This window comes from Paraburkholderia sp. BR10882 (genome assembly GCF_040948855.1).
In the GTDB taxonomy this organism is placed as follows: domain Bacteria; phylum Pseudomonadota; class Gammaproteobacteria; order Burkholderiales; family Burkholderiaceae; genus Paraburkholderia; species Paraburkholderia nodosa_A.
On sequence record NZ_JBFPKP010000010.1, the window covers coordinates 121,945 to 146,160 of the forward strand.

General features: G+C 62.9%; 23 protein-coding genes. 11 read left to right on the forward strand and 12 right to left on the reverse strand.

What is annotated here, in order from left to right; all coding sequences use genetic code 11:
- Positions 1 to 11: 11 nt before the first annotated feature.
- Both AB3X99_RS24625 and AB3X99_RS24630 read right to left on the reverse strand, forming a co-directional pair.
- Positions 12 to 764 (reverse strand): hypothetical protein, encoded by a 753-nt coding sequence (locus AB3X99_RS24625; protein ID WP_368618430.1) that lies wholly within the window; start codon positions 762 to 764, stop codon positions 12 to 14.
- A gap of 17 nt (positions 765 to 781) precedes the next feature.
- Complete coding sequence (locus tag AB3X99_RS24630) at positions 782 to 2,242, reverse strand: amino acid permease (protein WP_368618431.1); 1,461 nt, start codon at positions 2,240 to 2,242, stop codon at positions 782 to 784.
- Between the two features lie 298 nt (positions 2,243 to 2,540).
- Here AB3X99_RS24630 and AB3X99_RS24635 point away from each other — a divergent pair, with 298 nt between their 5' ends.
- Complete coding sequence (locus AB3X99_RS24635; protein ID WP_342946378.1) at positions 2,541 to 2,846, forward strand: hypothetical protein; 306 nt, start codon at positions 2,541 to 2,543, stop codon at positions 2,844 to 2,846.
- A gap of 307 nt (positions 2,847 to 3,153) precedes the next feature.
- On the forward strand, positions 3,154 to 5,400 hold the full coding sequence (locus AB3X99_RS24640) for an alpha/beta hydrolase domain-containing protein (RefSeq protein WP_368618432.1): 2,247 nt from the start codon (positions 3,154 to 3,156) through the stop codon (positions 5,398 to 5,400).
- A 70-nt stretch (positions 5,401 to 5,470) separates the two neighbouring features.
- Here the strand turns inward: AB3X99_RS24640 and AB3X99_RS24645 are convergent, their stop codons facing one another.
- Both AB3X99_RS24645 and AB3X99_RS24650 read right to left on the reverse strand, forming a co-directional pair.
- Positions 5,471 to 5,767, reverse strand: a complete 297-nt coding sequence (locus tag AB3X99_RS24645) for a cupredoxin family copper-binding protein (protein ID WP_069266367.1) — start codon at positions 5,765 to 5,767, stop codon at positions 5,471 to 5,473.
- A gap of 86 nt (positions 5,768 to 5,853) precedes the next feature.
- Entirely contained in the window at positions 5,854 to 6,789 is a 936-nt protein-coding gene (locus tag AB3X99_RS24650; RefSeq protein ID WP_368618433.1) for a metallophosphoesterase, read from the reverse strand.
- Positions 6,790 to 7,073: 284 nt separating this feature from the next.
- Here AB3X99_RS24650 and AB3X99_RS24655 point away from each other — a divergent pair, with 284 nt between their 5' ends.
- Positions 7,074 to 7,823 (forward strand): hypothetical protein, encoded by a 750-nt coding sequence (locus AB3X99_RS24655; RefSeq protein WP_368618494.1) that lies wholly within the window; start codon positions 7,074 to 7,076, stop codon positions 7,821 to 7,823.
- Positions 7,824 to 8,047: 224 nt separating this feature from the next.
- Positions 8,048 to 8,461 carry a hypothetical protein gene (locus AB3X99_RS24660; RefSeq protein WP_342946376.1) on the forward strand — a complete coding sequence of 138 codons (414 nt, stop codon included), beginning with the start codon at positions 8,048 to 8,050 and terminating at the stop codon, positions 8,459 to 8,461.
- A gap of 139 nt (positions 8,462 to 8,600) precedes the next feature.
- Here AB3X99_RS24660 and AB3X99_RS24665 read toward each other — a convergent pair whose 3' ends face one another.
- The gene (locus AB3X99_RS24665; protein WP_368618434.1) at positions 8,601 to 10,547 is read right to left on the reverse strand and encodes a putative bifunctional diguanylate cyclase/phosphodiesterase; all 1,947 of its coding nucleotides are present in this window, start codon (positions 10,545 to 10,547) and stop codon (positions 8,601 to 8,603) included.
- Between the two features lie 295 nt (positions 10,548 to 10,842).
- On the opposite strand from AB3X99_RS24665, the gene AB3X99_RS24670 reads away from it, so the two are divergent.
- The 3 genes from AB3X99_RS24670 (at position 10,843) to AB3X99_RS24680 (ending at position 13,082) form a co-directional block, all read left to right on the forward strand.
- On the forward strand, positions 10,843 to 11,073 hold the full coding sequence (locus tag AB3X99_RS24670; RefSeq protein WP_069266332.1) for a hypothetical protein: 231 nt from the start codon (positions 10,843 to 10,845) through the stop codon (positions 11,071 to 11,073).
- Between the two features lie 85 nt (positions 11,074 to 11,158).
- Entirely contained in the window at positions 11,159 to 11,572 is a 414-nt protein-coding gene (locus AB3X99_RS24675) for a hypothetical protein (protein ID WP_368603030.1), read from the forward strand.
- Positions 11,573 to 11,729: 157 nt separating this feature from the next.
- Positions 11,730 to 13,082: an MFS transporter gene (locus AB3X99_RS24680; RefSeq protein WP_368618435.1), complete on the forward strand. Its 1,353-nt coding sequence runs from the start codon at positions 11,730 to 11,732 to the stop codon at positions 13,080 to 13,082.
- A gap of 25 nt (positions 13,083 to 13,107) precedes the next feature.
- On the opposite strand, the gene AB3X99_RS24685 is transcribed toward AB3X99_RS24680, so the two are convergent.
- Together AB3X99_RS24685 and AB3X99_RS24690 are read right to left on the reverse strand one after the other, a co-directional pair.
- A complete protein-coding gene (locus AB3X99_RS24685) occupies positions 13,108 to 14,277 on the reverse strand; it encodes a GNAT family N-acetyltransferase (RefSeq protein ID WP_368618436.1) in 1,170 nt (389 codons plus the stop codon).
- Between the two features lie 35 nt (positions 14,278 to 14,312).
- Positions 14,313 to 15,200, reverse strand: a complete 888-nt coding sequence (locus AB3X99_RS24690) for a class I SAM-dependent methyltransferase (protein WP_141710754.1) — start codon at positions 15,198 to 15,200, stop codon at positions 14,313 to 14,315.
- Positions 15,201 to 15,594: 394 nt separating this feature from the next.
- On the opposite strand from AB3X99_RS24690, the gene AB3X99_RS24695 reads away from it, so the two are divergent.
- Positions 15,595 to 15,867, forward strand: a complete 273-nt coding sequence (locus AB3X99_RS24695; RefSeq protein ID WP_368618437.1) for a hypothetical protein — start codon at positions 15,595 to 15,597, stop codon at positions 15,865 to 15,867.
- An 18-nt stretch (positions 15,868 to 15,885) separates the two neighbouring features.
- Positions 15,886 to 16,170 (forward strand): hypothetical protein, encoded by a 285-nt coding sequence (locus AB3X99_RS24700; RefSeq protein ID WP_141710756.1) that lies wholly within the window; start codon positions 15,886 to 15,888, stop codon positions 16,168 to 16,170.
- Between the two features lie 66 nt (positions 16,171 to 16,236).
- Here the strand turns inward: AB3X99_RS24700 and pstS are convergent, their stop codons facing one another.
- The gene (pstS, locus tag AB3X99_RS24705; protein ID WP_368618438.1) at positions 16,237 to 17,274 is read right to left on the reverse strand and encodes a phosphate ABC transporter substrate-binding protein PstS; all 1,038 of its coding nucleotides are present in this window, start codon (positions 17,272 to 17,274) and stop codon (positions 16,237 to 16,239) included.
- A 507-nt stretch (positions 17,275 to 17,781) separates the two neighbouring features.
- Between pstS and AB3X99_RS24710 the strand changes: the two genes are divergently transcribed.
- Positions 17,782 to 19,326 carry a hypothetical protein gene (locus AB3X99_RS24710; RefSeq protein ID WP_256094846.1) on the forward strand — a complete coding sequence of 515 codons (1,545 nt, stop codon included), beginning with the start codon at positions 17,782 to 17,784 and terminating at the stop codon, positions 19,324 to 19,326.
- Positions 19,327 to 19,397: 71 nt separating this feature from the next.
- Here the strand turns inward: AB3X99_RS24710 and AB3X99_RS24715 are convergent, their stop codons facing one another.
- On the reverse strand, positions 19,398 to 20,285 hold the full coding sequence (locus tag AB3X99_RS24715) for an NAD(P)H-binding protein (protein WP_368618439.1): 888 nt from the start codon (positions 20,283 to 20,285) through the stop codon (positions 19,398 to 19,400).
- 200 nt (positions 20,286 to 20,485) lie between these two features.
- On the opposite strand from AB3X99_RS24715, the gene AB3X99_RS24720 reads away from it, so the two are divergent.
- Positions 20,486 to 21,352 (forward strand): helix-turn-helix domain-containing protein, encoded by an 867-nt coding sequence (locus AB3X99_RS24720; protein WP_368618440.1) that lies wholly within the window; start codon positions 20,486 to 20,488, stop codon positions 21,350 to 21,352.
- 44 nt (positions 21,353 to 21,396) lie between these two features.
- Here the strand turns inward: AB3X99_RS24720 and AB3X99_RS24725 are convergent, their stop codons facing one another.
- Genes AB3X99_RS24725 through AB3X99_RS24735 form a run of 3 tightly spaced genes read right to left on the reverse strand, consistent with a single transcriptional unit; the run spans position 21,397 to position 24,142 of the window.
- Entirely contained in the window at positions 21,397 to 22,380 is a 984-nt protein-coding gene (locus tag AB3X99_RS24725; protein ID WP_368618441.1) for an MDR family oxidoreductase, read from the reverse strand.
- Positions 22,381 to 22,434: 54 nt separating this feature from the next.
- Positions 22,435 to 23,070, reverse strand: a complete 636-nt coding sequence (locus AB3X99_RS24730; RefSeq protein WP_069266342.1) for a TetR/AcrR family transcriptional regulator — start codon at positions 23,068 to 23,070, stop codon at positions 22,435 to 22,437.
- Positions 23,071 to 23,128: 58 nt separating this feature from the next.
- Positions 23,129 to 24,142 (reverse strand): SLAC1 anion channel family protein, encoded by a 1,014-nt coding sequence (locus AB3X99_RS24735; protein ID WP_368618442.1) that lies wholly within the window; start codon positions 24,140 to 24,142, stop codon positions 23,129 to 23,131.
- Positions 24,143 to 24,216 lie beyond the last annotated feature (74 nt).

Below are 24,216 nucleotides of genomic sequence, written 5' to 3' on the forward strand. Positions count from 1 at the left end.
GCAGGTCCACATCACATCGTTGCGCCGCCGCTGCCAGTACCGCCGGTGCCGGAAGAGGGGGTGGACGTCGCGGTGAGCGGATGCGCGGCGCCCGCCGCCGACAGCAGCGAGATGGCGGCCGGATCTGGCATGCCATTCGCGTCTATCGCGCCTGCTGCCGCCAGCGTGACTAGATCGCTATCGACACCTGCGTGGCCAACCGTAAAGGATGTCGTGAGAAATGCCGGTACCGTCAGCGTGACAGCATAGTGCTGCTGCAGATTCGTGACGACTGCGGATTGTGCAGCCTGCACGTCGGACGCGTTACCCAGTACCTGCTGGTACTGTGAGTTGGTCGGGAATCCCGCGATCAAACCACTCTCGCTCGTGCCGAGTTGTGAAGCGAGGTAGACGAGCATCAACTCGGTCTCCGGCGTCGTATTGAAGGTGCCCCCGGCAAACGCCACCGAATGCAGACTCACGCCGCCGGAGCTTACGCTGAGGATGCAGGCAGGCGTGGCATTGAACGTGATTGCGTAGTGTCCACCGCCATCGGACAGGGTGGACCCCGAGCCCTGAGCGCAACTGAGGTTGACCGTTGCGCTGGCGATCGCTGTGCCGGTCGCGGCCGTGCCGGAGATGGTGACATTCGGCGTCACGCTTGTGCCGCCGCAGCCATCGAGGCCAATGCATGCGTTTCCTCCGCAGGCGGCAAGCGTTGCTAGCGAAGCCGCGTACATTGCAGCCCGTGCCGTGCGAACGAAATACGCGCGCTGAGCGTTCATGGTAGCCACCGGTTCCGTCATTCACGCTCCGGATGGCGTAGTCGCGAATGATGCCGGCCATAAGACATATAGATCAGCATGCCGATCAGCAGCCAGACGATCAACCGTACCCAGGTGATGAGCGGCAGTCCCACCATCAGCAACACGCAAAACGCGATGCCGAGAATGGGGACAATCGGCACGCCGGGCGCGCGGAATGGACGGCTCGCGTCAGAGTCGCTGCGCCTCAGGTACATGACTGCGCCGCACACGAGCACGAACGCGAACAGCGTGCCGATGCTGACCATCTCGCCTAGTACGCCGATCGGCGTGAGGGCCGCCACGATGGCGACGACCGCGCCGATCATCATCTGGCTTCGATGCGGCGTGTGCAGGCGCGGATGGACGGTGGAGAACAGATGGGGAAGCAGTCTGTCCTCCGACATCGTGAAGAAGATCCGGCTTTGCCCGTAGAGCAGCACGAGAATCACGGTGGTCAGCCCGGTGAGCGCGCCGATCTTGATCAGTATGGAGAACCAGGTGAAACCAATGACGTCGACGCCCTTGGCGATCGGGTCTGGCACGTTCAGTTGTGCGTATGGAACGAGTCCGGTGAGCACGGCAGCCACGAGGATATAGAGCAAGGTGCAGATGACCAGCGAACCGAGGATCCCGATCGGCATGTCGCGCTGTGGCCGTTTCGCCTCCTGAGCGGCGGTCGATACCGCATCGAAACCGATGAACGCAAAGAACACGACGGCGGAGCCACGCAGAATGCCGCTGGCCCCGAAGCTGCCGAACGCACCGGTGTTGGGCGGAACGAATGGATGCCAGTTGGCGGGATGCACGAAGAACGCGCCGATGGCGATGAAGGCCGCCACGACCGTCAGCTTGACTGCGACCATTACGTTGTTGATGCGTGCCGACTCGCGCGTGCCGAGCACCAGCATCGTCGTGAGAATCGCGATGATCAGCACGGCGGGGAGATTGATGATGCCGGCGACAGTCGAGCCGTCAGGCAACTGGACCGTCGTGCCGGGTGCGGCAGCAAGCGTAGGCGGGATGCTGATTCCGACGTTGCGCAACAGGCTGACGATATAACCTGACCAGCCGACGGCGACGGTCGCGGCACCCATGGCGTACTCGAGAATCAGGTCCCAGCCGATGATCCACGCAAACACTTCGCCGAGCGTCGCATAGGTATACGTGTAGGTGCTGCCGCATACGGGGAGCATGGCGGCCAGTTCGGAGTAGCAGAGACCGACGAACGCACAGGCAACGCCGCCCAGCACGAAGGACAGGATGATGCCCGGTCCGGCAAATTGTGCCGCCGCCGTGCCGGTGAGGACAAAAATGCCCGCGCCGATAATGGCGCCGATGCCCATCGCCGTGATGCTTGGCGCCCCCAGGGTCTTCGACAGCGCGCGGCCGCCTTCGGCTTCGGCGCTTCCCACTATGTCGGCGACGGACTTGCGCGCCATGTAGCTCGTGTCAGCCATGATAGGTTGCCCCATTCGACAGTGACCGGAAACGACTCGATTCGGCTTGCCTGACTTCTTTAGAATAGACACAGGCGCGAGCGGGCGATGGGTAAGTTTTCAGTTAACCGAACGACGACGACCGGCGTGCGGGGGGCAGAGATGTTTCGGAACGCTTCATGTGCATCTGCACGATGTGCGATCCGGGATATGCGCCACGCGTATCGCGGGATGCGTCGGCATCATTGATGGTCCGCTGTCCAGGCAAAGTCCACGCTCGCGCGGGCAGTTAAGCAGGACGGCGGCCAGGAGAAGTGGAATGGACAACGACAAACCGTCGCCGCAGCGCGCGACGTACCAGAAAGGGATCCGGATCGGCGAGTACGGATGGTTCGGCCGGCTGGCCGCCGTCGTCGTGAGCACAATCGTGCTGGTGGTGGCAGCGATGCTGTCGCTGGTGCTGCTTGCCGTGCTGTTCGGCGTGGGCGCGATTGTCGTCGGCTATCTCTGGTGGAAGATCCGCGCGCTGCGCAGGCAGGCGCGCGAGTTCGGCGACGACGGCCGGACCGTCGACGTCGAGGTCGTCTATAAGGACTCGCACGGCGACGATATCGCGAAGCGCTGACCTGTGATGCCTGCGCGAGCACCTCCAGCGTACGCGTAAACGACAGTTGGAATCGTGTTTGCGCGAGTTATAAATACACAAGGCCGCGCAAGATATATCAAACGATTTCGGCCAATCGTAAGCATTCGACTTCCGCCACGCCTGTTCACGCGTGTCGGTCCAGCATGCATGCGCGATGCTGGACCTTTCGCGTGAAAACCTTGCCTCTCTCGGGTTCGCCGTTCTTCAAGGGACACGGCGCGAGACTCCGCTTCCGCCATGTTCGCCACGGTTAGGAGATTCTACGATGAAGACTGGAAATATAGGAATGCTACTGATTGTCGGTGCGAGTGGCATGTTCGTCGGCGGAATCGCCCACAGCGATCCGCACGGCCCGCAACCTGGCCAGCGGGGCGCGGGCTTCATCAAGAGTTTTCAGATTATTGCTGCCGAACCGGCGTTTGGCGGTGCGACGCCTGCCGGCGCGGCTGGGCCATACGAGGTCATCACCGCCGTCGTGCACGGCGCCCTCGATCCGCGCTCTCCGCTCAATGCCGGTATTGTCAACATCAGGAACGCGCCGGTCGGCGTCGATGGTTACGTCGACTATTGGACCGATGTCGTGATCCTGCGTCCGCAAAGCGCGGCGAACGCCACGCGCGTGCTCTTCTACGACGTCGTGAATCGCGGCAACAAGCTCGCCGACGGGTCGTTCATTGGCGCAGGTGCGCTCGATACCGGGGCACCCCCGCCGTCCACATTTCCTTCGTTGCTGCGCCACGGTTATACGATTCTCTGGAGCGGCTGGCAAGGCGACATTCCGCTCAACGGGACGAGTACGCTGGCCGGCACGGGTCTGGTCGGCACGAGATTCCCCGTGGCCACCAACAAGGACGGTTCGCCGATGACTGCGCTATCGCGCGAGGAGTTCATTCCCGACTATGCGGGAGGCGACCCGACGACGATTCCGCTCACGTACCCGCCCGCCGATCTCAACGATACGGGCGGCGTGACCTTCACCGCGCGGCAATCGTGGCTATCGGCCTACGGCAGCATTCCGGGCGGCGTGCAAACCTATACGGCGCCTTCGACCAAGGTGACGGCGTGGAGCTATATCAGCACGCCGAACAATGTCTATGAAGGGAATTACTCGGTCAAGTTCACGCCGCCCGCGTCGGTGCCGGGTCCCAACGGCAGGACCGTCACGCCCGATGCGGGGACGATTTACAGCTTCGTCTACAAGGCCGCGGCGCCGACCATCGACGGCATCGGCTTTGCGGCGCTGCGCGATCTCGTCTCCTGGCTGCGCTACGACAGGGCCGATGCGCGGGGCGTCCAGAATCCGCTCAACGATCTGAAGGATGCGGCATGTGCAGCGTCGAAGTGCTCCCGGGATACGAACTTCGACGTCGCGATCGGGGAAGGCATTTCGCAGTCGGGCCGCTTCATCAAGGACTTTCTCTATCAGGGATTCAACGAGGACAAGCACGGAAGGATCGTTTTCGACGGACTGTTTCCGATCATTTCCGCTGCACGCCGCACGTGGACCAACGCCGCGTTCGCACAGCCGGGACGGTGGTCGAAACAGCATGAAGACCACTTCATGCCGGGGTTCCAGTTCCCCTTCACGTACGCGGTTACGACCGATCCGGTCAGCGGCGCGACCGATGGCCTGCTGAAGCGTTGCGAGGCCTCCGGTACGTGTCCGAAGATCATGCAACTCGACGGCGCATTCGAATGGTGGGGCGGGGCCGCGTCGCTGGTCGTCACCGATGGACGGGGCAACGACATCCACTTGCCGCCGAATGTGCGTTACTACCTCGTGCCGGGCACGCAGCACGGCGGCGGCAGCGGCGTGACCACGGGCAACTTCACGGTGCCAGCGACAGGCAGTCTGTGTCAGTTGCCGGGCTCGCCCGTGGAAGAAACGCCCGTCGAGCGCGCATTGATTCCCGCGCTGGTCGCATGGGCCGGCAAGGGCACCGAGCCGCCCGCTTCGCAATATCCGACCGTGGCATCGGGCAATCTGGTCGCGCCGACGCAAGCCGCGACGGGCTTCCCTGATCTCGAGAGCGTGACCGTGCCGAGCGGACCCGCCGCGACGCCGACAGCGCTCAGTCTCACGTTCAATGGCGAATACAATCAGGTCTTCGTGACCGACTACAGCAAGGCCGTGCCGGTCGTGAGCACTGCGCAGCCCTACACGATTCTCGTTCCCAAGGTCGACGCCAACGGCAACGAAACCACGGGCGTACTCGTGCCGGATGTGAGCGTACCGCTTGCAACCTACACCGGGTGGAACTATCGCGGTGCCGGCCACGCGATTGGCGAAGGCTGCATCTCCAACGGCGCGGCGATTCCGTTCGCGGTGAACGCGTCCGCGCAGTCGGGCGGCGTCGATAGCCGGGCCACGCTGAACGCGCTCTATGGCGGCAGCCGCTCACGCTACCAAGCGGCGGTTGCGGCCGCGGCAAACGCACTCGTCAAGCAAGGCTACTTGCTGCAGGACGATGCGACGAATGTCTTCATCAGCAACGCAGCGCAGATTTCGCCGACCCTGCTGCCGAATCCTTGAACTGCGAACGAGCGTCGTCGCGTCGCGCAAGCGAGTTGGAACAAGCGCGACGACGCATCGGCATCTGTCTCTACTGCACCGTAATGGTCGCCTTCATATACGGGTGAATCCCGCAGAACACCTTGTACACCCCCGGCTTGTCGAACTTGAACTGATACGTATCGTTCTGGTCGAGCGCGGCGGAGTGAAAGACGCCTGCATCGTTGACGACCGTATGCGGTTCGCCGTCCATATTTTTCCAGGTCACCGTGGTGCCCGCTTTCACGGTGAGAGCCATCGGCGAAAACATGAAATTCTTGATGTCGATCTCATTGGGCTCCTGCGCCTGGGCGGCAGGCACGCCAAGGGAGGCCCCGGCCATGAGCATCCCGATCCCGTAGAAGAGGGCGAACGCGCGACGATAGTGAATGGAGGGCATGGCTCGAATCCTTGTTCAGTGAGCGAGACGCGAGGTCAGGCGAGGGACGTGTCGGAAAGCGTCGCCGCGAGAGGATGGCGCGTGATCCGGATACTGGTGACGCCAAGCATTTTCGGCAGCTGATCGCTTGCCACCTTGAGCGGCCCGGGGCCGGGTCCGTCGCCGGCCGTCGGCTGCGGATAGGCGGTCGAGCGCGCCGTGTGGAACGTGATATTGCCCTCCACCTTGGAAACGATCTGATGTATGTGGCCATTGAGCACGGTCACCGAGCCGAAGCGCTTTAGATAGTCCATGGCCTGGCCCGCATCGCCGGTACCCCAGCCCCATGGTTCGTAGATCGTCCACATCGGCATGTGCGTAAACACGACGATCGGCGTGCTCGACGTGCGGCCCTTCAGATCGTTTTCCAGCCAGGCGAGTTGATCCTCGCCCAGGTTGCCCAGCCCGTTCGGCTTGAAATGCATTACGTTGACGAGCGCGATGAAGTGCACGCCATTGTGGTCGAAGCTGTAATAACCCCGGTTCTCCGACGCCTTGCCGAAGCGCTTGAAGTATTCGCCTTGCGGTCCATCTGTCACATCGTGTTCGCCAGGCGTGGTGTGCAACTCCGTAATGTCGAGACCGGAAAGTAGCTGCGCCGCCAGATCGAATTCCTCAGGTTTGGAGAGATGGGTGATATCGCCCGTGTGAATCGCCAGGGCGGGTTTGACGGGCATCGCGTTGACATAGTCGATGGTCTGTTTGAGCGTGCCCGCGACGTCGGGATTGGCTTCCTTGTTGAAGCCAATGTGCGAGTCGCTGATCTGCAAAAAGAGCGGAACGCCGGCGTTTTCTTTGCTGCTCGCCGCCAGTGCCAGTTCCATGGGCGTGAGGACGCCTCCGGCCAGAACGAACACGGTGCCGGCGCCACCGAAGGCGAGGCATTTCAGGGCGTTGCGGCGTGACGGTTGGGAAGGAAGATCTGACGACATGATGTCCTCTCGACGGGGTTCAGAAAGTCGACCGCCGGCGCAATTCGGAGCGCCTCCAGGGCGGGCTTCACGTGCAATACCGCGAGCGCCGCTGTTTTATTCCCGGTTTTTTTGCGAGTCGAGCACGGGAATAACCGGCGTGGGTTCGCGGTATGGCAGGCGTGGCACACGAAATGGCGGAAACCAATATGGACATCGTCGACGTGACCCGTCGCCGCGCCAGCGAAGCGAGGATCAACGTTCAATTCTTGCTGCGCCGGCTTCAACTCACGTCGGGCCTCGTGATGCTGACGTATCTCCTTCTGCATCTGGTCAATCACGCGCTCGGCATCTGGTCGATCGAGCTTGCCGGACACGGTCTCGTACTCGCGCTGCGGCTTTGGCGCAGCGCGCCCGGCACGATCGCGCTGTATGGCGCCGCGTCGGTGCATTTCGCGCTGGCGCTGCACACGATATATGGGCGGCGCCACTGGGCGCTTCCGCCTGCGGAATGGATCCGCCTGTGGGCGGGGCTCAGCCTGCCGCTCCTGCTGATCCGGCATGCGGTGACGACCCGGCTTGCTTCTTCGCTCTATGGTTTCGAACCGAACTACGAGCGCGTCATCGTCGTGCTGCTCACGAGCGGCACGCAGGGGCTGCAACTCGCGTTGCTAGCGCCTGGTTGGATACACGGATGCCTCGGGCTGTGGTTCCGGTTGCGCCACCGTGCGTGGGCGCGTCGCATGCGGCTCACGCTGCTGATCCTCTTCGTCCTGTTGCCGCTGCTTTCGGCAGCGGGCTTCATCCACATGATGCGAGCCGTCGAGGGGGCGGGCCACCTGCTTCCGCCTGTCGACGCCGCGCTCGTCGTCCATCAGGCCGCCCTCAACGGTGCACGTCACGTTCTCGTCACGCTCTATCTCGCGCTGATTGCCGGCACGCTGATCCTGGGTCAGTTGCGCAACGCGCTGGAGCGCCGCAGGCTGCGCAGAGAGTCGGTGGGCGTCCGTTTGCTGGCCCGCAGTGCATCGTGCGAACAGGATGTTCAGGAATGACTTGCGATGTCTGAGCGGGTCAAATGGCGTCCGCTCCTGCTGCCAGGACGTTCACGATTTATCATTCGTGACGTGAGATGCCAAAATACACAGATAACCCGTAACGAGGCGGTGACTCGCCGGCCGCGCGGGATGATCCGCCCCTCTTTGCCGGGCCGCACGCCCGCACATCGAAAACGGCCGGACACCCTTGAGACCAGGACGCCGAATCCCATTTACCTGTCGTGAACCAGCGTATCCGTCCCCCCTTGCCGCCCGAATGGCCGTTTCCGCCGTATCGCGACGTGTCCGGCCGCGCCTTCGGCGATCTCGTCGCGCTTCAATATCGCGGCGCGGGCATGTGGCTCTGGCGGTGCCGCTGCGGCGCGCACGTCACGGCCGCGCTGGATGCGGTGGAGGGCGGCCAGACGAGGGATTGCGGCTGCGGCGAGCAGCGCCGCGTGTGGCGGTCCCGGCCGGGCTCGCCTGCGCTGAAAGGCGGCGAGGTGTTCGGCCAGCTGACGACGGATCGCTATGCCGGCGATGGCAAGTGGGTTTGCCGGTGCGATTGCGGCAATGAGGTGACCGTGAGCGCCGGGCGTCTGCGACTGGGCCAGGCGCGTTCGTGCGGCCGTTGCCTGGGCGCGTTAGCCGGCTGAGCGATGCGCACGCATCACGACTTGACCGGAACCCCGTATGAAAGCGCTTCATGATGGGCTCCGTGATTGTTCGGCACATCGTAAGCCGCGCGCAGCCGTATGAACAGTTCAGCAGCCGTTCTGGTATGCGGACTACTCGTCATGCTCCCGCCAGGCGAGCCAGGGTTTCGCCCTCGCTTTCGCGCTCCAGAAAACCCGCCACGGCCGAAGCCTCCATCGGGCGCGAACAATAGTAGCCCTGAATGAGCGTTGCCCCGAGCGCTGCGACCGTTTGCAGTTCGGCCGCCGTTTCCACCCCTTCCACAATGCAGTCGAGCGACATCTGCCGGCTGAGATTGAGCAGCGTGCGAACCACTGTGAACGCCGTCGTGCGCTCCTTGAGACCGCTCACGAACATCCTGTCGATCTTCAGGCGCGTGAGTGGAAGTTTGCACAGGTACGAGAGGCTCGAATAACCGGTGCCGAAATCGTCGACTGACAAACCGCAGCCCAGCGCGCGCAGGACCTTGGCCGCTTTCTGGACCTGGTCGAAGTCCTTGGCCATCGCGGTTTCGGTGATCTCGAAGTCGAGCCGGGCCGGGTCGATGCCGCTGCCGGCGATGCACCGGGCCAACTCTTTCACCGCGGACTCACTGGCGAAATCATGCGCGGAAAGATTAAAGGACAAGCGAATATGCGCCGGCCATTGCTTCGCGCAGGCCAGGGCCAGGGTAAACAGCGCGAGGGTCAAGCCGTTGATGACGCCGTTGCGCTCCGCGGCAGGAATGAATTCACCGGGCGGGACCGTGCCGAGCAACGCGCTTCGCCAGCGCGCCAGGGCTTCGAAACCGACGGTGCGCCGGCGTTCGAGCGAGTAGATCGGCTGGAACGCAAGGTCGAGTTCGCCGGCGAGATCGGGGGAGCGTAGCGCCTGGGCAATCTGCGACTCGCGAATGATGGCGTTGCGGTGCGTCTCCGAAAAGATCGTCACCGAGCCGCGCGAGCGGTGCTTGCCTTCGTAAAGCGCGTAGTCGGCTGTTTCGAACAAATCCGCCTTGTTGCGTGAAATGTGCGGATAGGTGGAGAAGCCGATCGTCGCTCCGAGGCGAACCGAAATCTCGCCGACCAGTATGGGACATTGGAAAACATCGCAGATAGTACGGCCGAGTTGCGAGAGGCCAGCGTCCGTGCAGTCGTCCGTGACGATGATGCCGAATTCGTCGCCGCCCAGCCTCGCAAGCGTGATCGTGCCGCGCGCCGCGTTGGCGAGGCGCGACGCGACTTCGGCCAGCACGTGGTCGCCCAGCGAGTGGCCGTGAATATCGTTGACGGACTTGAAGCCATCGAGATCGACGAGGCCCACCGCGAGCCGCCCGCCCGATGCCATGGCGGCATCGAAATGCTTGTCGAGCGAGGTGAAAAAGGCCCGCCGGTTAGGGAGATTCGTGAGACTGTCGATATTCGCGAGCCGTTTGTTTTCGGCTTGTGTGGCAACGAGATCCGAGAAGTTCTTGAATTGTGTGAAGGCGACGATCAGCATCGCCAGCGAAACCAGCGACGTATCGATCGCGATCGCCTCGAATACGCCGTTTCCCGAACTCAGGAACGTGACGACGAGCGCGCCGTTGACAATGGCGGTGACGGTGAACGCCGCCTTGATGACGTTCATCAGGCAGAAGATGACGCCGATGACCGTGATGGCCATGTAAAACGCGACATGAAGCTTGAATGCCGCGCCGCCATGAGGCAGCAGGGACAGCGACCATGCCGTGAACGAGATGGAGAAGACCCAGGCGAGCCTGCCGGAATTGCGCAGGATCGTAGCCGCGTCTTCCGCACTCACATGGAGTCTCGAAAGCCGCAACCACGAGAGCACGCGTACGAAACACAATGCTGTGAGCACGAGCGGACAGATTACGCCCTGCCAGGCGGGAATCACGTTCTCGTGGGGCAGCACCATGCCCCACGTGTTGACGACCAGCAGCCCATACATCATGGGAAGCTGATAGATCATCACGCGCAACTGCGCCAGCTTCAGGGCCGAGCTGTTTCCGGCGAGGAAAGTGCGCCGAATCGTTCCCCAATACTGGGCCAGAACGTTGAACATGGTCTTGCGAGTCGGAGCGGTCCCGTTGCAACCGCCGGGAACGAAATGTAATACCCCCGTTTACCACCGCTCGCGTTATTTCTGGAGGCAACGCGCGGGCTTTTCATCGTCGACGCGCGCCTCATTCTTCGGGGCTTTCAACGTGCCCTTAAACCGGTCTTCCCCGCACCAGGGCGGTCAATCGCAATGCAATGATTTCGGCGCAAACGTTTGGCGTCCTCAACTATATGGACGTGCCGCCGTTCGCTTCGTGGGCCGGCCTAAAGTTCGCGTAGCCGTTGCCGAAATACCGTCCATGGCGCGCAAACATCCCGACTATCCCGACAAACCTCCCATCTGGGCAGAGGCGCGCGCGCTCGAGGCAAGCATTCGCGCCATCCGCCGTGCGCAAGGCAAGAAGAACCCCGAGGACTTCCCGGCGGGAAGTCCTGAATGCACGGCTGCCATGGATGAATTCGTGCGCGACGTCTGCCGCGCCCTCGAGATCGATATCAACACGCTCGGCAAGGACTCCGGCGACTTTTAAGGTGCTGGGGCCATTCGTTCCCTTCTCGCGCGGGAATGCGATTTGCGAGCTTCGCAAGATCGATGACGAGTTCACGAGGTTGCGCGTGAAAACGACTTTTATGCTCGCGTTGTCGTCATGTCTCGGCGTGGCGTTGCTCACGACGCAGCCCGCACATGGCGCAGATCCTACCCTCACGCCCACGCCTGACGCCGCGCCGCCGTGCGGCAAGCTAGTAGGAACAAACGCCGCCGGCGGCTTCGCACTGCGCAGCGGCGAACCGGTCGATTTCGTGTCGGAGGGACAGGCCACGCATGGCACGCTGCTCGTCTTCAGCGATGGACCCGTATTTCGCGCGTACTGGCAACCCCAAGGCAGCGAAGAGAAGTACGCACTAGCCAACGCCGGTCCAGACAGCGTGCGCCTCGTTTCGACGCCTCCGCAGGGCACACCGACCGGTGGCGCCCAGCCCGGGGTCGCGACACAGCCGCTGCAAGTGCTCTCGTGTCCGAGGCTTTAATTCCGCTGTCATGCCGTTTGCGGTCGATGTCCCACCATGTGAACCACCCTTTCGTATCGCGTTGCGAGCGACTAGTCTTTAACGATTCCAAACGGACGAACGGTCCGGCCCGTGATTGGCGCACCGCGCAGCGGAGCCGGCCTCGAAGGAGACAGAAATGGAGCTTGAAAACCGCACCATGGCGCGCGTAATGGCAAGGCTCGTGCCGTTCCTGATCCTTTGCTATTTCGTGGCGTATCTCGATCGGGTCAACGTCGGTTTTGCTGCATTGCAGATGAACAAGGCACTCGATCTTTCCGCGAGCGCGTTCGGCTTTGGCGCAGGGATCTTCTTCATTGCCTATTTCTTCTTCGAGGTGCCGTCGAACCTGCTGCTCGAACGTTTCGGCGCAAGGCGCTGGATCGCGCGCATCATGTTCACGTGGGGCATCATCGCGGGCGCGATGGCGTTCATTCCGGACCTCGCCCGCTTCACCGGCATGTCGAACGCGCACGTATTCTATGGACTGCGTATCTTGCTCGGTATCGCCGAGGCGGGTTTCTTCCCCGGCATTATCTTTCTGCTGACGCTGTGGTTTCCCGCCAAATACCGCGCGCGCGTGGTGGGCTATTTCATGGCGGCTATTCCGTTGTCGACGGTGATTGGCGGCCCGATATCCGGATCGCTGCTTTCGCTGGACGGTAGAGGGGGGCTGGCGGGCTGGCAGTGGGTCTATCTGATCGAGGCAATCCCTGCGGTCGTGCTCTCCGTGGCCGTGCTGTTCTATCTGACCGACAAACCCGCCGACGCCGGCTGGCTAGCCGACGACGAGCGCCGCTGGCTCGTCGATCGCCAGGCGCAGGAGCGCCGTCATCGGGAGAAGGTGCGCTCGTTCAGCGTGCTGGAGGCGCTGATCAATCCGCGCGTGCTGGCGGTGGCGCTGATCTATTTCGGTGCGAATGCAACCAATTACGGCCTGAGCTTTTTTCTGCCGCAGATCGTCAAGGCGTTCGGGCTCTCGAACGTGCAGACAGGCTTCGTCACTGCGCTGCCCTACGCGGTGGGCGTCGTTTCTATGGTGCTGTGGGGTCGGCATTCCGACCGTCGGCTGGAACGCAAGCGTCACGTCGCATTTGCGCTGGCCGTCGCGGCCGCCGGTATTGCGGCTGCCGCGGGACTCGATAATCCGGTGCTCAAGATGCTCGCGCTTTCGATTGCGGGCTTCGGTATTTTCGGGTGCCTGCCAGTGATCTGGACGCTGCCGGCCGCGTTCCTTTCAGGCGCGGCCGCGGCCGGCGGCATTGCCGCCGTCAATTCGCTCGGCAATCTGGCGGGCTTTTTCGGCCCCTACGCAATGGGCTGGATCAAGGACAGCACGGGCGGCTTCGGCGCAGGCCTGCTATGTCTTGCGGGAGCCGGGCTCGTGGGCGCGGGCGCGGCGCTCGTCCTCCCTCACAACCCGGCGCTGGAAAAGCTCGACGATTCGCCGCAACGCGAAACACACGGGGAGGGCGGTGCGGTGAGGCCGTGAGCGGCGCCTATGCATTGCACGCTACTCATCTCAGGCGCGCCATCACAAGGGTCGTGAGTTTTCGATAGACGCGCCTCGCCTGGGCCCACGACAACGCCAGCTCGATGAGCCGCCCGCGTGCGTTGAGCACGACGATGCGCGATTCGTGCTTTGTTTCGCGATCCGCCCAACGCACCTTGTAGTCGCCGTGCAGCGGCCGAAAGTCGAAATCGCGGCCATGGGCCTGGGCCCATTGCGCGATGGATTCGATCAGCAGGTTTCCCACCGAAAACACGCTGAACGCCTCGTCATAAGTGGTGATCAAATACTCGACGCTGCGCGCGCCAACGAGATTGACGGATGCCGCCACCGGCTGCCCATCGACCTGCACGTAGGCGACGAGCGGCTGGGTGGTCAGATCGGTTCGCCTGGCAAGCTCGATGAAGAAATCGCGTACGCGGTCGTCCATCAAATAGGGCGACTCAATTCCACGCTTGAGCGCCCATTGGCGCTTGTTGGCGAATAGCCACCTCAATACGCGCTCGGTGTCCTCGGCGTTGCTGCACCATCCAAAACTGACCTCGCCTTCGCGCCGTAGCCGCTTCGCACTCGAACGCAGCGCGGCGCGCAGCGTCGAGTGCCGCGTGGCGAGGAAATCGTTCCATGTGGGCGCGGCGCGCAGGTTGATCGAATAGCCGGGCATCACGCGCCAGCGCTGCGGCAGCGCACGCTGCACCCAGGACTGCGGCGCGGCGTCGAGCGCATGTTGCAGCGCGCTGCCGTTTTCGAGCATCGGAATGTGGAGCACGTCGGCGTGAATCCGCAAAACGGCACGGACTGCCGCATCGTAAAGTTCCGCGCGCCGGGTGTCGGCGATCAGCGGGCCGCCGTATTCCTCGCCGCATCCGCAGCCCAGCGCCCGGGCCGTTCGCCACGCGCCTTCGCGCGTAATGACAACGGGCCATAGCGCCAGAAGGTCACGCGCGTCGTGCACCGTCGCGACTTCGACCTTTGCGCCGCTCTTCAGTGCCGCCGCGACGGCTGTCTCGCAGTAGGCAAAGCTGATGAATGGCGAGTGCGCCTCGGTTCCGGATATAAGCGCACGCCATTGGGGCTCGAATGCACGAAACGCATCGACGGTCTCGCACGTGCGCAACGCGTACCGGAAGGAAGCAGCCGGCGACGACTCGTATATCGCCACGACGGAGGTCGGCACTTGCGTCTCCTGAATGAATTCGTGGTGCTTGTGATTCAGCCTTCAATGGAAGTGCTGAGGCGGTCTTTAGTCGTAATGCGGCGATTGCGGTCGGCGAATGTGTCAGGGCGTGCGCCGCGCACGCTTTGCCAGACGACGACGTTCTCGTGGTCCTCAGGTCCGAAGCCGACTTCGTCGCGATCGTACGGAAATACGCCGGCGAACCAGCGCTTCAACTGGCGGGAGCCGTCGAAGACTTCGCCGCACACGGGGTTATCGTAGACGATGAAAAGATGCTCGATGGTGCCGCTCGCAAGGCCCGCTTCGAGTTTCTCGAGCAACGACGCCATCAGCTCGGGCCCGAATGGATTGAACAGAAAGACGACCACGTTGCCCGACGGCACCTGCAGATCGGCGACATTGGCGTGCAGCGCGCGAATGGGCGGCCGTTGTGGGAAGCGCCGCGCCACGACGGTCGCGTTCGCGTTCGCCGTTCGCACGAGGTCCGCGCTGATGTCGTAGCCCAGCGCCAAAGCAAACGGATACTCGGAGGCGACGATCATCGGCCGGCCTTTACCGCAACCGATGTCCATGAACGTATAACCGGTGATATCGCCCAGGGTGTCGAGCGCGCGGCGGATGATGGTCGGCTGCGAGCCCATGTAAGGCCTGAGTTGGGCGGCAAGATCGCAGTCGCGCTGCAGCGCGTTGGAATCGACCAGTCCGCTCGTGTTCGTGCCGTACAGGAGATCGATGGGGTGGCGCCGCAGACAGCCGGAATATACTGCGCGCAATACCGGGACGCGAATGCAGATGCGCCGTATCGGCGGAATGAACATCGCGCGCTGCACGCTGTCGGGCAACCGGGCCACGACATTCAGCAACGGTTGCTTCAGTGCGCGTCCGAGCGCGAATCGGGGGCCGCCGTGTGTCGTTGTTCGCATGGATCGATACGTTGTGAACCTTCTGGAAAGGGGTTGCCGATCCACCATCATCTCGCAGCGCGTCGCCAGGTCGCCGCCATTCACCGGTTGTATTTCGACAAAAGGCTCGAATTCGTGGCTTACTAACGAGTGTCATATGGTCGGCGTAATGTGGTGAGTGGTGAGCAGAGAGCCAGATCGTCATGGGTGCCGTGCCCTTTTTCCCGTTGTCCGGCGAAAGCGCTTTCATGGCGACTGCGTCCATACTCTCCCTGATGTTTCCGCCATTATTTCCGTGCCTTAATGAGTGTTCTCGCCTGGTTCGGCGGGAGTCATGCTCCGGCTTCGCAAGGTATCGGTGCAGGCGGGTCTCCAGGTTTTGTCTACGCAATACTCAATCGGAAGAGGCGAGACGATGAACGCGCGAGTAGATGCTGAAGCGCGCCGTAAGCGGTATGCAATGCACCGCCTTGGCCTGGCAATGAAGCGGCTGATGAACGCCGAAGCAGAACCCGATAAATTGATGGCGACGCGCTGGGTGAATGCCTGGAGCGCTTCCGTCGGCGAGCGGTGGTTCGCGGCAAGCCCCTATGGCAGGCTGAGTCAGGCGGCGTTAATGCGTGCCCCGTTAAAAGGCGCGACAGGTTCCCGTAATGTGCGGAAATCGGGAAAGCAATCGTCAATATGAAACAAAACGCATATTTAATTGACCAATGGGGCCGCGAAACGATATTGTCATAATTTAGACATTTCCGCGTTTACCTTGGCTCTTGCAGAATACGAAACCACCCATCCTTTGAGCGTTGAACTGGATGGCGTGAACTACGCGGGTACTTACCGCGTCATGGCCGGAAGCGTCATTGTCTACTTCGAAAGCGAAATCAAGTTCGCGCAGTACGGGACGAATCGCCCCGAGATCATCGCGCGCTGGGTGTTGACGGACCTCTGCCGTAAATCCGATTCCCGCAGGCGCAAAGCAGGCAAGCGTTGATTCGCGCACGCCGTCACAGAACTTCGCCCACGTTTTTCATCTACCCAGGCAACGCGCTTGTTGACGCTACTGCGCGCTAGCGTCCTTCGGTGCGACGTCGTCGCTCTTGCCGTCGTGCCATTGCGCGCGGATTTTCGTCACGACTACGGCCGGCAGCGGAATATAGTCCAGTGCCTGGATCGTCGGCTCGCCGTGCGTGAGCGCCCAGTCGAAGAATTTCAGCGTTTCAGCGTTGCGCGCAGAGTGATCCGGTGTCGCCTGCAACAGCACGTAGGTCGCGCCCATCACGGGCCATGCGTCCTTGCCCGGCTGATTGGTCAGCACCTGAAAGAGCGAGCTTGACCAGTCCGCATTCGCGGCCGCTGCGCTGAATGTGTCGATGCCCGGCTCCACGACCACGCCCGCCGCGTTGGTCATCGCCGTGTAGGTCAGACGATTCTGCTTCGTGAAGTCCCAGGCGACATAGCCAATCGCGCCGGGCAGGTAGCCCACGAACGTGGCGACGCCTTCATTCCCTTTCCCGCCTATCCCCAATGGCCAGTGAACAGTGGTGCCTTCGCCGACCTTGCGTTTCCATTCGGGGCTCACCTGCGAGAGATAGTGCGTCCAGATCAGCGTCGTGCCCGAACCATCGAGACGCCGCACGACTGCGATCGGCGTGTTGGGCATCTTGATCTTGGGATTGAGCCGCACGATGGCCGGGTCGTCCCAGAACAGGATCTTGCCGAGAAAGATCTGGCCCAACACCTCGCCGTTCAGCATCAACTGCCCGGCCTTGATGCCCGGGAGATTCACCACCGGCACCACGCCGCCGATCGCGGTAGGAAACTGCCGCAATCCGTCCTTGCTCAATTGCTCGCTCGTGAGCGGGGCGTCGGAGCCGGCGAAATCGACCGTGTGCGCGACGATCTCCTTGATGCCGTCCGTGGAGCCTGTGCTGCGGTAGATCACCTTACCGCCGCCGGATTTCTGGTAGGCGGTGGCCCAGTGGGAGTAGAGGGGGGCGGCGAGCGTGCTGCCGCATCCGGTCACGTCTTCGGCGCTGGCCGACAACGTGCAAATGCCGCAAACGAGCGCGGCAATCAGGGGGCGCAATGGTCTCACGAGCCTCTCCCGTTATTCATGTTTTCTGGGAAGTCGCGGAGTCTGTCTGGTCCGCGTACTGTCAATTACAGGATGGTGACAAGCAGGATTCAAATTGAATCCTGCTATCGTGCGGCGGTTTTATGACGAAGCGTTACGTGCGTGCGCACGAACAGATGATGAGGATAACAAACGAAATTAGTCCGCATCGGAAAACAGGCTGAGCCGTTCGATTTCCGCAGAGGAAATCGCGTGAACAAAGCCGCATTGCCTGCAACGAATCTTTCACAAAATTTCGCTACGGTAAGCAGGATTGACCCCGCGTTCGTCCTGACAAAACGCTTGTAATTCCTTTCGGAGACGCCACAGATGGCCATCAATACCCTTCGCCCAGTAGTTCGCGGCCCTTGTTTTGCCGCACGTCCTTCCCGACTTGCTATTGCCGCTGCCCTGGTTTGCGCCAGTGCAGGCGCGTCCGCTTCCGCGCAAGATACCGACGCATTTTTCGGCGGTTCGGGCCTGCTCGTCGTGAGCCGCAGTGTCTACGACAATGTGTCGAGCAACGTCACCCCGGGCATGACGCTGCCGCCCAATTGCAATAGCGCGCAGGCGAGCTGCCCCACGGGCGGCGCGCCCACTGACGGCACGTATCCGGCCGTCTGGAACAACGCGCTCTACGATCCGAGCTTCGGCATCACGGCGCGCATTTTCCTCGATACCATTACGCCAGGCGGCCAGGTCGTCCACACGCTGGAAGTGCCCAACAGTCTGCATCCGGGCCATGGCCACGACCAGCTCGTAACGAGCTTCAGCTCCAAGTCCGAACTCGGGCTCAACCTCTCGCGCGACGGCCGTTACCTGACTTTCATGGGCTACGTTGCGCCGGTCAATACGATCGACGTATCGAACTCGAATACGCCGGGCGCGATCGATCCGACGAATCCGGATGGTCAGGCGTTCTATCGCGCCGTCGCGCGGCTCGATGCCGAAGGGCACTTCTCTTTTACGGAGACGAATGCATACAGCGGCAATAACGGCCGCGCCGCATTGCTCAACAACGGCAACGACAACGGCGAAGGCAATGGCGTTTACTTCACGGTGGGCAACGCAGGCAACGGTTCGAATCCGCAGCCGGCAGGTGTGATTCTCGGTGCAGGTGCGCAATTCATCGAGGCGACGCATCAGCATGAGGCGCAGCAAACGCCGGGCACGCCCACGCCGCTCGCGAGCTTTTCGGTCACGCAACTCGGTGCGAAGGCCGACAAGGTCGGCAAGGACGACAACTTCCGCGGGCTCACCGTCTTCAACAACGTGGTGTACTTCACGAAGGGCAGCGGCGGCAACGGCGTGAACACAGTGTACTTCGTCGACACCACGGGCAAGGCGTGCCCTTCGGGCGGCGTAGGCGTGCCGGTGGCGGGCGCGAAACTGCCGTCCAACCCGCTCGCGTACGACGCCTCCACGTTGACGACCAGCGGCTTGCCGAGCAACGTATGCGTGCTCGCGGGTTTCCCGGCTACGCCGAACAAGACGGCGACGACGCTCTCGTATCCGTTCGGCCTGTGGTTCGCCAACGCCAATACGCTCTATGTGGCCGACGAGGGCGATGGCTATTCGGGCGGCACGGACCTCTACACGCACGCCGCGCAGCAGACCGGTGCAGGCCTGCAGAAGTGGGTGTACAACGCCGGAACGAAGTCGTGGAAGCTCGCCTACACGATCCAGAACGGTCTGAATCTGGGGACGTCGTACACCGTGGCCGGTTATCCGGTGGGCACGAACAGCGCGACCGGCCTGCCGTGGTCGCCCGCCACCGACGGCTTGCGTAACATCACGGGCCACGTCGAGCAGGACGGCACGGTCACGATCTGGGCGATCACCTCGACGGTGAGCGGCAACGGCGACCAGGGCGCGGACCCGAATCGCCTCGTCGCCGTGCGCGACGTGCTGCGCAACACCACGGCTTCGGGTGCGGCGAACGAGCGTTTCGTGACGCTGCGCAACGCGGGCTTCGGTGAAGTGCTGCGCGGGGTGTCGCTTGCGCCGGGCGGCCAGTTCGGCAAGTGGTTCTGATCGCCGCGCAGTCATGCACTAAAGGCCGGGCGTGCGTAGCGCCCGGCTTTTTTGTCACTGCGGCGTGCACGCTATTGGCTCTGGAATTTCGCAACGAGCGGCCCGAACACGTCGCTTAACGCAGTCATGCCGAAGCGCCGCTCGCTGCGGCTCGCTTCCACGTCGATGCGGCCGGTGTTGTAAACGTCGTGCAGATCGGTGATGAGCCGGCCGTGCTTCTCGCTGAGTCCGGCTTTGAGAAGCATCGGTGCCCACGATTCGCGCGGCAGCGCATGAGGCGTGATCGTGCGGCCGCTCGCAATGCTCAATGCCGTCGCGATGTCGTTCACGCTGACCCTCTGCGGTCCTTCAACGCTCACGATTCTCGGCGTGCCGGACTGATGCGATTCGAGCAGCAGTTCGGCGCTCGCCGCGCCAACGTCCTGTGCGGCAACCGTGGGAAAGCGGCGCTCCAAAGGCAGATGGAGGCTCGGCAGCGCACCGGTTGCGAGCGCGCCGGGCAAGAACGCCGCCCAGTTCTGCATATGTTCCGCCGAGCGCAGCAACACCAATTGCGTGGCAATGGGTTTCAGCTGCTTTTCCAGGTAGTGATAGAGCCGCGTGATGCCGGTATTCAACGCCAGCTCCGCGCCATAGTCGGAAATGGCGAGCAGCGTGGCGGGCGGGTTTTCGCGCAGGGCATCGGTGGCGACGTCGATCGTCGTGCGCATGGTCGCTTCGGGATCCGTATCACCGGATGGAACGGGACATAGCAGCTGGACGGCGTGTGCGCCCTTGATCGCGGCCGCGACCGAGTGCGCGTCTGTCAGGTCGGCGAGTGCGATTTCGCAGCCCAGCGCCGCGAGACTCTCGCCCTGACGAGCGTGGCGCACCACGGCGCGCACGGGCTTGCCCGCGCGGCGCAACGCGGCGGCGGTGACGCGCCCGGCTTTTCCCGCTGCTCCAAAAATCACGAACATGATCGCTTTCTCCTTGCGTGGTCTGCATCATCGTAGGCAGACGAACGCCGTATGGCGCGCAGGAACGGATGGCCTTGGACAGAAACGGATGATTGAATACGTCCACCATGGCGCGGTGCGCGAGCGTGGCCCGAATCCAGTAAACTGGCCGCAAACATCGCACGAATTCCCGCACGGCTTGAGCGTCGAAAAGGATTGCCATGAGCGCACTGACTGCAGATCCGCACCGGCACGCTGGAACAAGCGTCAGCCTGCGTTCGAGCGCCGGATTGGGCTGGCAGGGCGGTGGCGCCGAACTGCTGCGTGTGAGTGCGGGGCAGCATCGCTTTCCCGCCATGGCGTACCACCGCCTAGGCATTCATGTCGGCATGCCGGTGCGTGCGCGATGCGCCTGCGACGGCCGCCGTCAATCGCGGCTCCAGGCGCACGGCGACGCGGATGTGGTGCCTGCCGGGGTCGAAGGCGAATGGACCGATGATGCGGACTGCATGATTCTGCGCGTGTGGTTCGACGACCGCTTCGTGCGATCGATTGCGGAGCAGATGGAGAACCCGTGGGGTAAGCGCGAGATCCGGCCGCATCTGCAGTTGCGCGACCCGCGCATCAATTCGCTGGCTGGCGCGCTGCTGGCCGAGATCGATGCGGGAACGGCTTGCGATCCGCTATTTGCCGAGAGCATTTCCACGGCAATGGTCGTGCGGCTGCTCGGCGGCACGGGCGCATCAGAAGGCCGGGGCGCAACCATGCTTGCGACACACAAAGCGGCGCGCGTGACCGATTACATCGAGAGCCATCTCGATCGACGCCTCACGCTCGGCGAACTCGCGGCACTCGTCGACCTGAGCGTGCCACATTTCAAGGTCCTGTTTCGCGAAACGCTGGGGATGCCGGTGCATCAATACGTCGTGCGGCGGCGCGTCGAACGCGCGAGGGCGCTGCTCATCGAAGGCAAACTCAGCCTGAGCCAGGTGGCGCTCGAAGCAGGCTTCGCGCATCAGAGCCATATGGCGCACTGGATGACGCGGCTTCTCGGCGTTACGCCGCGCGCGTTCGCGAATCGTTCGTGAACGCGGCGACATCGTGAATCGTCGAATCGCCGCGGCTGCGCACGTTACCGGTTGACGTCCACCACGAGCCGCCCGCGCACATGTCCGGCGAGCAGATCGCTTGCGGCGGCAATGGCCTCGGCCAGGCCGATTTCTCGCGTAATCATGTCGAGCTGCTTCAGATCGAGCGTCTCTCCCAACGCGTGCCAGGCTTGCTGCCGCTGCGCAAACGGACGCGTGACGCTATTGATGCCGAGGAGGCTCACGCCGCGCAGAATGAATGGCGCGACCGTCGCGGGAAGATCCATGCCTTGTGCCAGGCCACAGGCAGCCACCGCTCCATCGGCGCACAGGCTTGCGCAGACATTTGCCAACGTGTGGCCGCCAACCGAATCGATCGCGGCGGCCCAGCGCTCTTTCTGCAGCGGGCGGCCCGGCTCCGATAGCGAGGCGCGGTCGATGACTTCGACGGCGCCAAGTTGCTTCAGATACTCCGCCTCTTGCAGCCTGCCGGTCGACGCCACCACGCGATAGCCTCGGCGCGTGAGCAGTGCGATGGCAAAACTGCCCACGCCACCGCTCGCGCCCGTGACGAGCACGTCGCCGTGCGCGGGCGTGATACCGTACCGTTCCAGCGCAAGAATGCAGAGCATGGCCGTGTATCCGGCCGTGCCGACCGCCATCGATTGCCGCGGCGTAAAGCCCGCCGGCAGCGGAATGAGCCAGTCGCCCTTGACGCGCGCCTTCTGCGCGAGCCCGCCCCAATGTTGTTCACCAACGCCCCACCCGTTGAGCACGACCGCGTCGCCCACCGCGTAGGCAGGGTTCGCGCTTTGCGCGACCGTCCCCGCGAAATCGATACCCGGAACCATGGGGAAGCTGCGAACGACCGGGCCTTTGCCCGTGATTGCGAGGCCGTCCTTGTAGTTCAGCGTGCTATAGCCGACATCGACGAGCACGTCGCCTTCCGGCAGGCGCGCTTCGTCGAGTTCGGCAACGAGCGCTTCATACGATCCGGATTCCTTATCAATGACGATGGCCTTGAACATGATGCATCTTGCTCCTGAAACGGTGAACGGTTGGCGTTGCCGCGGCTCACGCGCTCACGCGCGAGGCAACCCCGCGATGAAACCCCTAAAAAATGTCTCGAGTGGAGCCGCGCTGCGCACGAGCCTGGCGCGCAGCACGGCGCCTTCCCAGCCTATCCAGAAGAAAGCGGCGAGTGACGCAAGGTCGATTCGCTTTGCGAGTACGCCTTCGCGCTGGGCCTCGTGCAGGCATGCCACGATGCGCGCTTGCCAGCCCTGCAGAATGCGTTCGAGCGTGTCGCGGAAGTCGTCGGGCAGGATGTCCACCTCGACGCCGAGGTTGCCCACGAGGCAGCCGCGTGTATAGCGGTGGCGGGCCATGCCTTTGCTGGCGTCGTCTACGAAGGCGCCGAGCCGCTCGAGAGCAGGGCGCGTGTCGTCCTGCAGCCAGCGGTCGAGCTTCGCGCAGAAGTATGCATCGTACGCGCTCATCAACTCGCGCCCGAATGCTTCCTTGCTGTCGAAGTAGTGATAGAACGAGCCCTTGGGAATGTTCACCCGCTTGAGCAGGGCATCCAGCCCCGTGGCCGCGAAGCTCTGTTCGGTCAGCATTTCCATGCCGGCGCGAATGAGCGTGTCGCGTGTGTCGGCGTGCGCGCGCGGATCTTTCGGCGGCCTGCCGCGGCGCGGTTTGGCGATGATCGGTTCCATGTCGCCGATATTAGACCGATCGTCTATAAAATTCAAGCACGCAGTTGTGTTCGAGCTGCTAGCGGGCCAGCGCTTCCAGTTCTCCCCGCAGCACGCCCCATAATGTGCGGCCGGCCAGCAGGAACAGCAGCGGCGTGACCGTCGCGAGCAGAAAGATCGCGATGCCGTGCGTGAAGGGGCTCGGAGCATGGTCGGCGTAACGCTCGGCGCAACTCACCGAGCCCGCGAGCGGAAAGCTCACGGCCCACCACGAGAGCCGGAAGGGGCAGGTGATCGCGAGATAGCGCAACCGGCCGACGAGCACAGTGAGCAGGAACAGCGTGAGCATGTAGAGCGCATCGGCGAAGCGGTCCACTTCGCCCGTCACGGTCACATAGGCCGAAAAGCCCACGGCGAACGGCGCGAGCAGAATGAGGAGCGTCGGCTGCAGATTGTTGGCCATGGGCTCCTCGAACATGAGGCGCGAAAAAATCAGCGTGAAGAGCGGCACAGCGAAAAAGAGCCCCACGGCGAGCGCGAGCATCAAGACGCCGTTCACGCCCGTGATCTGGATGGCGGGCGTGGCGAGCGGGATGTCGATGAGCCCTACGACGGGCACGATCCACGCGGGTGTGGCATGGGACGGATGCTGACGCTGACTGAGCCAGCGCATGATCACGAACCACGCAAACACGATCATGCCGATGGCGCCGACGATCCACACCGCGCGCGCGAACGGCACGCTCACGTCGGCAAGCGGGATGGGCAGCAGTAACAGGCTGATGAACAGCGTCCCGAAGAGATTGCTCGCAATGGGATGATTGAATTCGGCTTTCACGGCATCGGGGCCGGTGACCCATTTCACGGCGTACCCGAAGCCGATCATCAGGAACGCCAGCACGGCGAGCACGCCGATCAACTGCGCGATCCACAGCGGCACGCCGTACATGCGGTGCGCGAGCCGCCACGCCGACGAGAGCCCGGCAAGCCCCATGACCGAGCCGAACAGCGCGACGGGCAGGTAACCGAGTCGTCCGGCTTGCGCGGTCGCCTTGGGGCTGCCAAATGATGCCGGCGTATCGAGATCGCTCATGCGTGGCTCCTGTGCCGCTTGAAAACACGCCAATAGATGTTTTCAAATATATGCAATGCGAAATATTTGTGGCG

What these genes read in the sequence shown, in the direction of transcription:
- AB3X99_RS24665 (WP_368618434.1), bottom strand. Translation starts at nt 10,547, where the DNA reads ATGTTCAACGTTCTGGCCCAGTATTGGGGAACGATTCGGCGCACTTTC.
- AB3X99_RS24730 (WP_069266342.1), bottom strand. Translation starts at nt 23,070, where the DNA reads ATGGAACCGATCATCGCCAAACCGCGCCGCGGCAGGCCGCCGAAAGAT.
- AB3X99_RS24725 (WP_368618441.1), bottom strand. Translation starts at nt 22,380, where the DNA reads ATGTTCAAGGCCATCGTCATTGATAAGGAATCCGGATCGTATGAAGCG.
- AB3X99_RS24680 (WP_368618435.1), top strand. Translation starts at nt 11,730, where the DNA reads ATGGAGCTTGAAAACCGCACCATGGCGCGCGTAATGGCAAGGCTCGTG.
- AB3X99_RS24640 (WP_368618432.1), top strand. Translation starts at nt 3,154, where the DNA reads ATGCTACTGATTGTCGGTGCGAGTGGCATGTTCGTCGGCGGAATCGCC.
- AB3X99_RS24645 (WP_069266367.1), bottom strand. Translation starts at nt 5,767, where the DNA reads ATGCTCATGGCCGGGGCCTCCCTTGGCGTGCCTGCCGCCCAGGCGCAG.
- AB3X99_RS24650 (WP_368618433.1), bottom strand. Translation starts at nt 6,789, where the DNA reads ATGTCGTCAGATCTTCCTTCCCAACCGTCACGCCGCAACGCCCTGAAA.
- AB3X99_RS24720 (WP_368618440.1), top strand. Translation starts at nt 20,486, where the DNA reads ATGAGCGCACTGACTGCAGATCCGCACCGGCACGCTGGAACAAGCGTC.
- AB3X99_RS24715 (WP_368618439.1), bottom strand. Translation starts at nt 20,285, where the DNA reads ATGTTCGTGATTTTTGGAGCAGCGGGAAAAGCCGGGCGCGTCACCGCC.
- AB3X99_RS24625 (WP_368618430.1), bottom strand. Translation starts at nt 764, where the DNA reads ATGAACGCTCAGCGCGCGTATTTCGTTCGCACGGCACGGGCTGCAATG.
- AB3X99_RS24635 (WP_342946378.1), top strand. Translation starts at nt 2,541, where the DNA reads ATGGACAACGACAAACCGTCGCCGCAGCGCGCGACGTACCAGAAAGGG.
- AB3X99_RS24670 (WP_069266332.1), top strand. Translation starts at nt 10,843, where the DNA reads ATGGCGCGCAAACATCCCGACTATCCCGACAAACCTCCCATCTGGGCA.
- AB3X99_RS24690 (WP_141710754.1), bottom strand. Translation starts at nt 15,200, where the DNA reads ATGCGAACAACGACACACGGCGGCCCCCGATTCGCGCTCGGACGCGCA.
- AB3X99_RS24630 (WP_368618431.1), bottom strand. Translation starts at nt 2,242, where the DNA reads ATGGCTGACACGAGCTACATGGCGCGCAAGTCCGTCGCCGACATAGTG.
- AB3X99_RS24695 (WP_368618437.1), top strand. Translation starts at nt 15,595, where the DNA reads ATGAACGCGCGAGTAGATGCTGAAGCGCGCCGTAAGCGGTATGCAATG.
- AB3X99_RS24655 (WP_368618494.1), top strand. Translation starts at nt 7,074, where the DNA reads ATGCTGACGTATCTCCTTCTGCATCTGGTCAATCACGCGCTCGGCATC.
- AB3X99_RS24735 (WP_368618442.1), bottom strand. Translation starts at nt 24,142, where the DNA reads ATGAGCGATCTCGATACGCCGGCATCATTTGGCAGCCCCAAGGCGACC.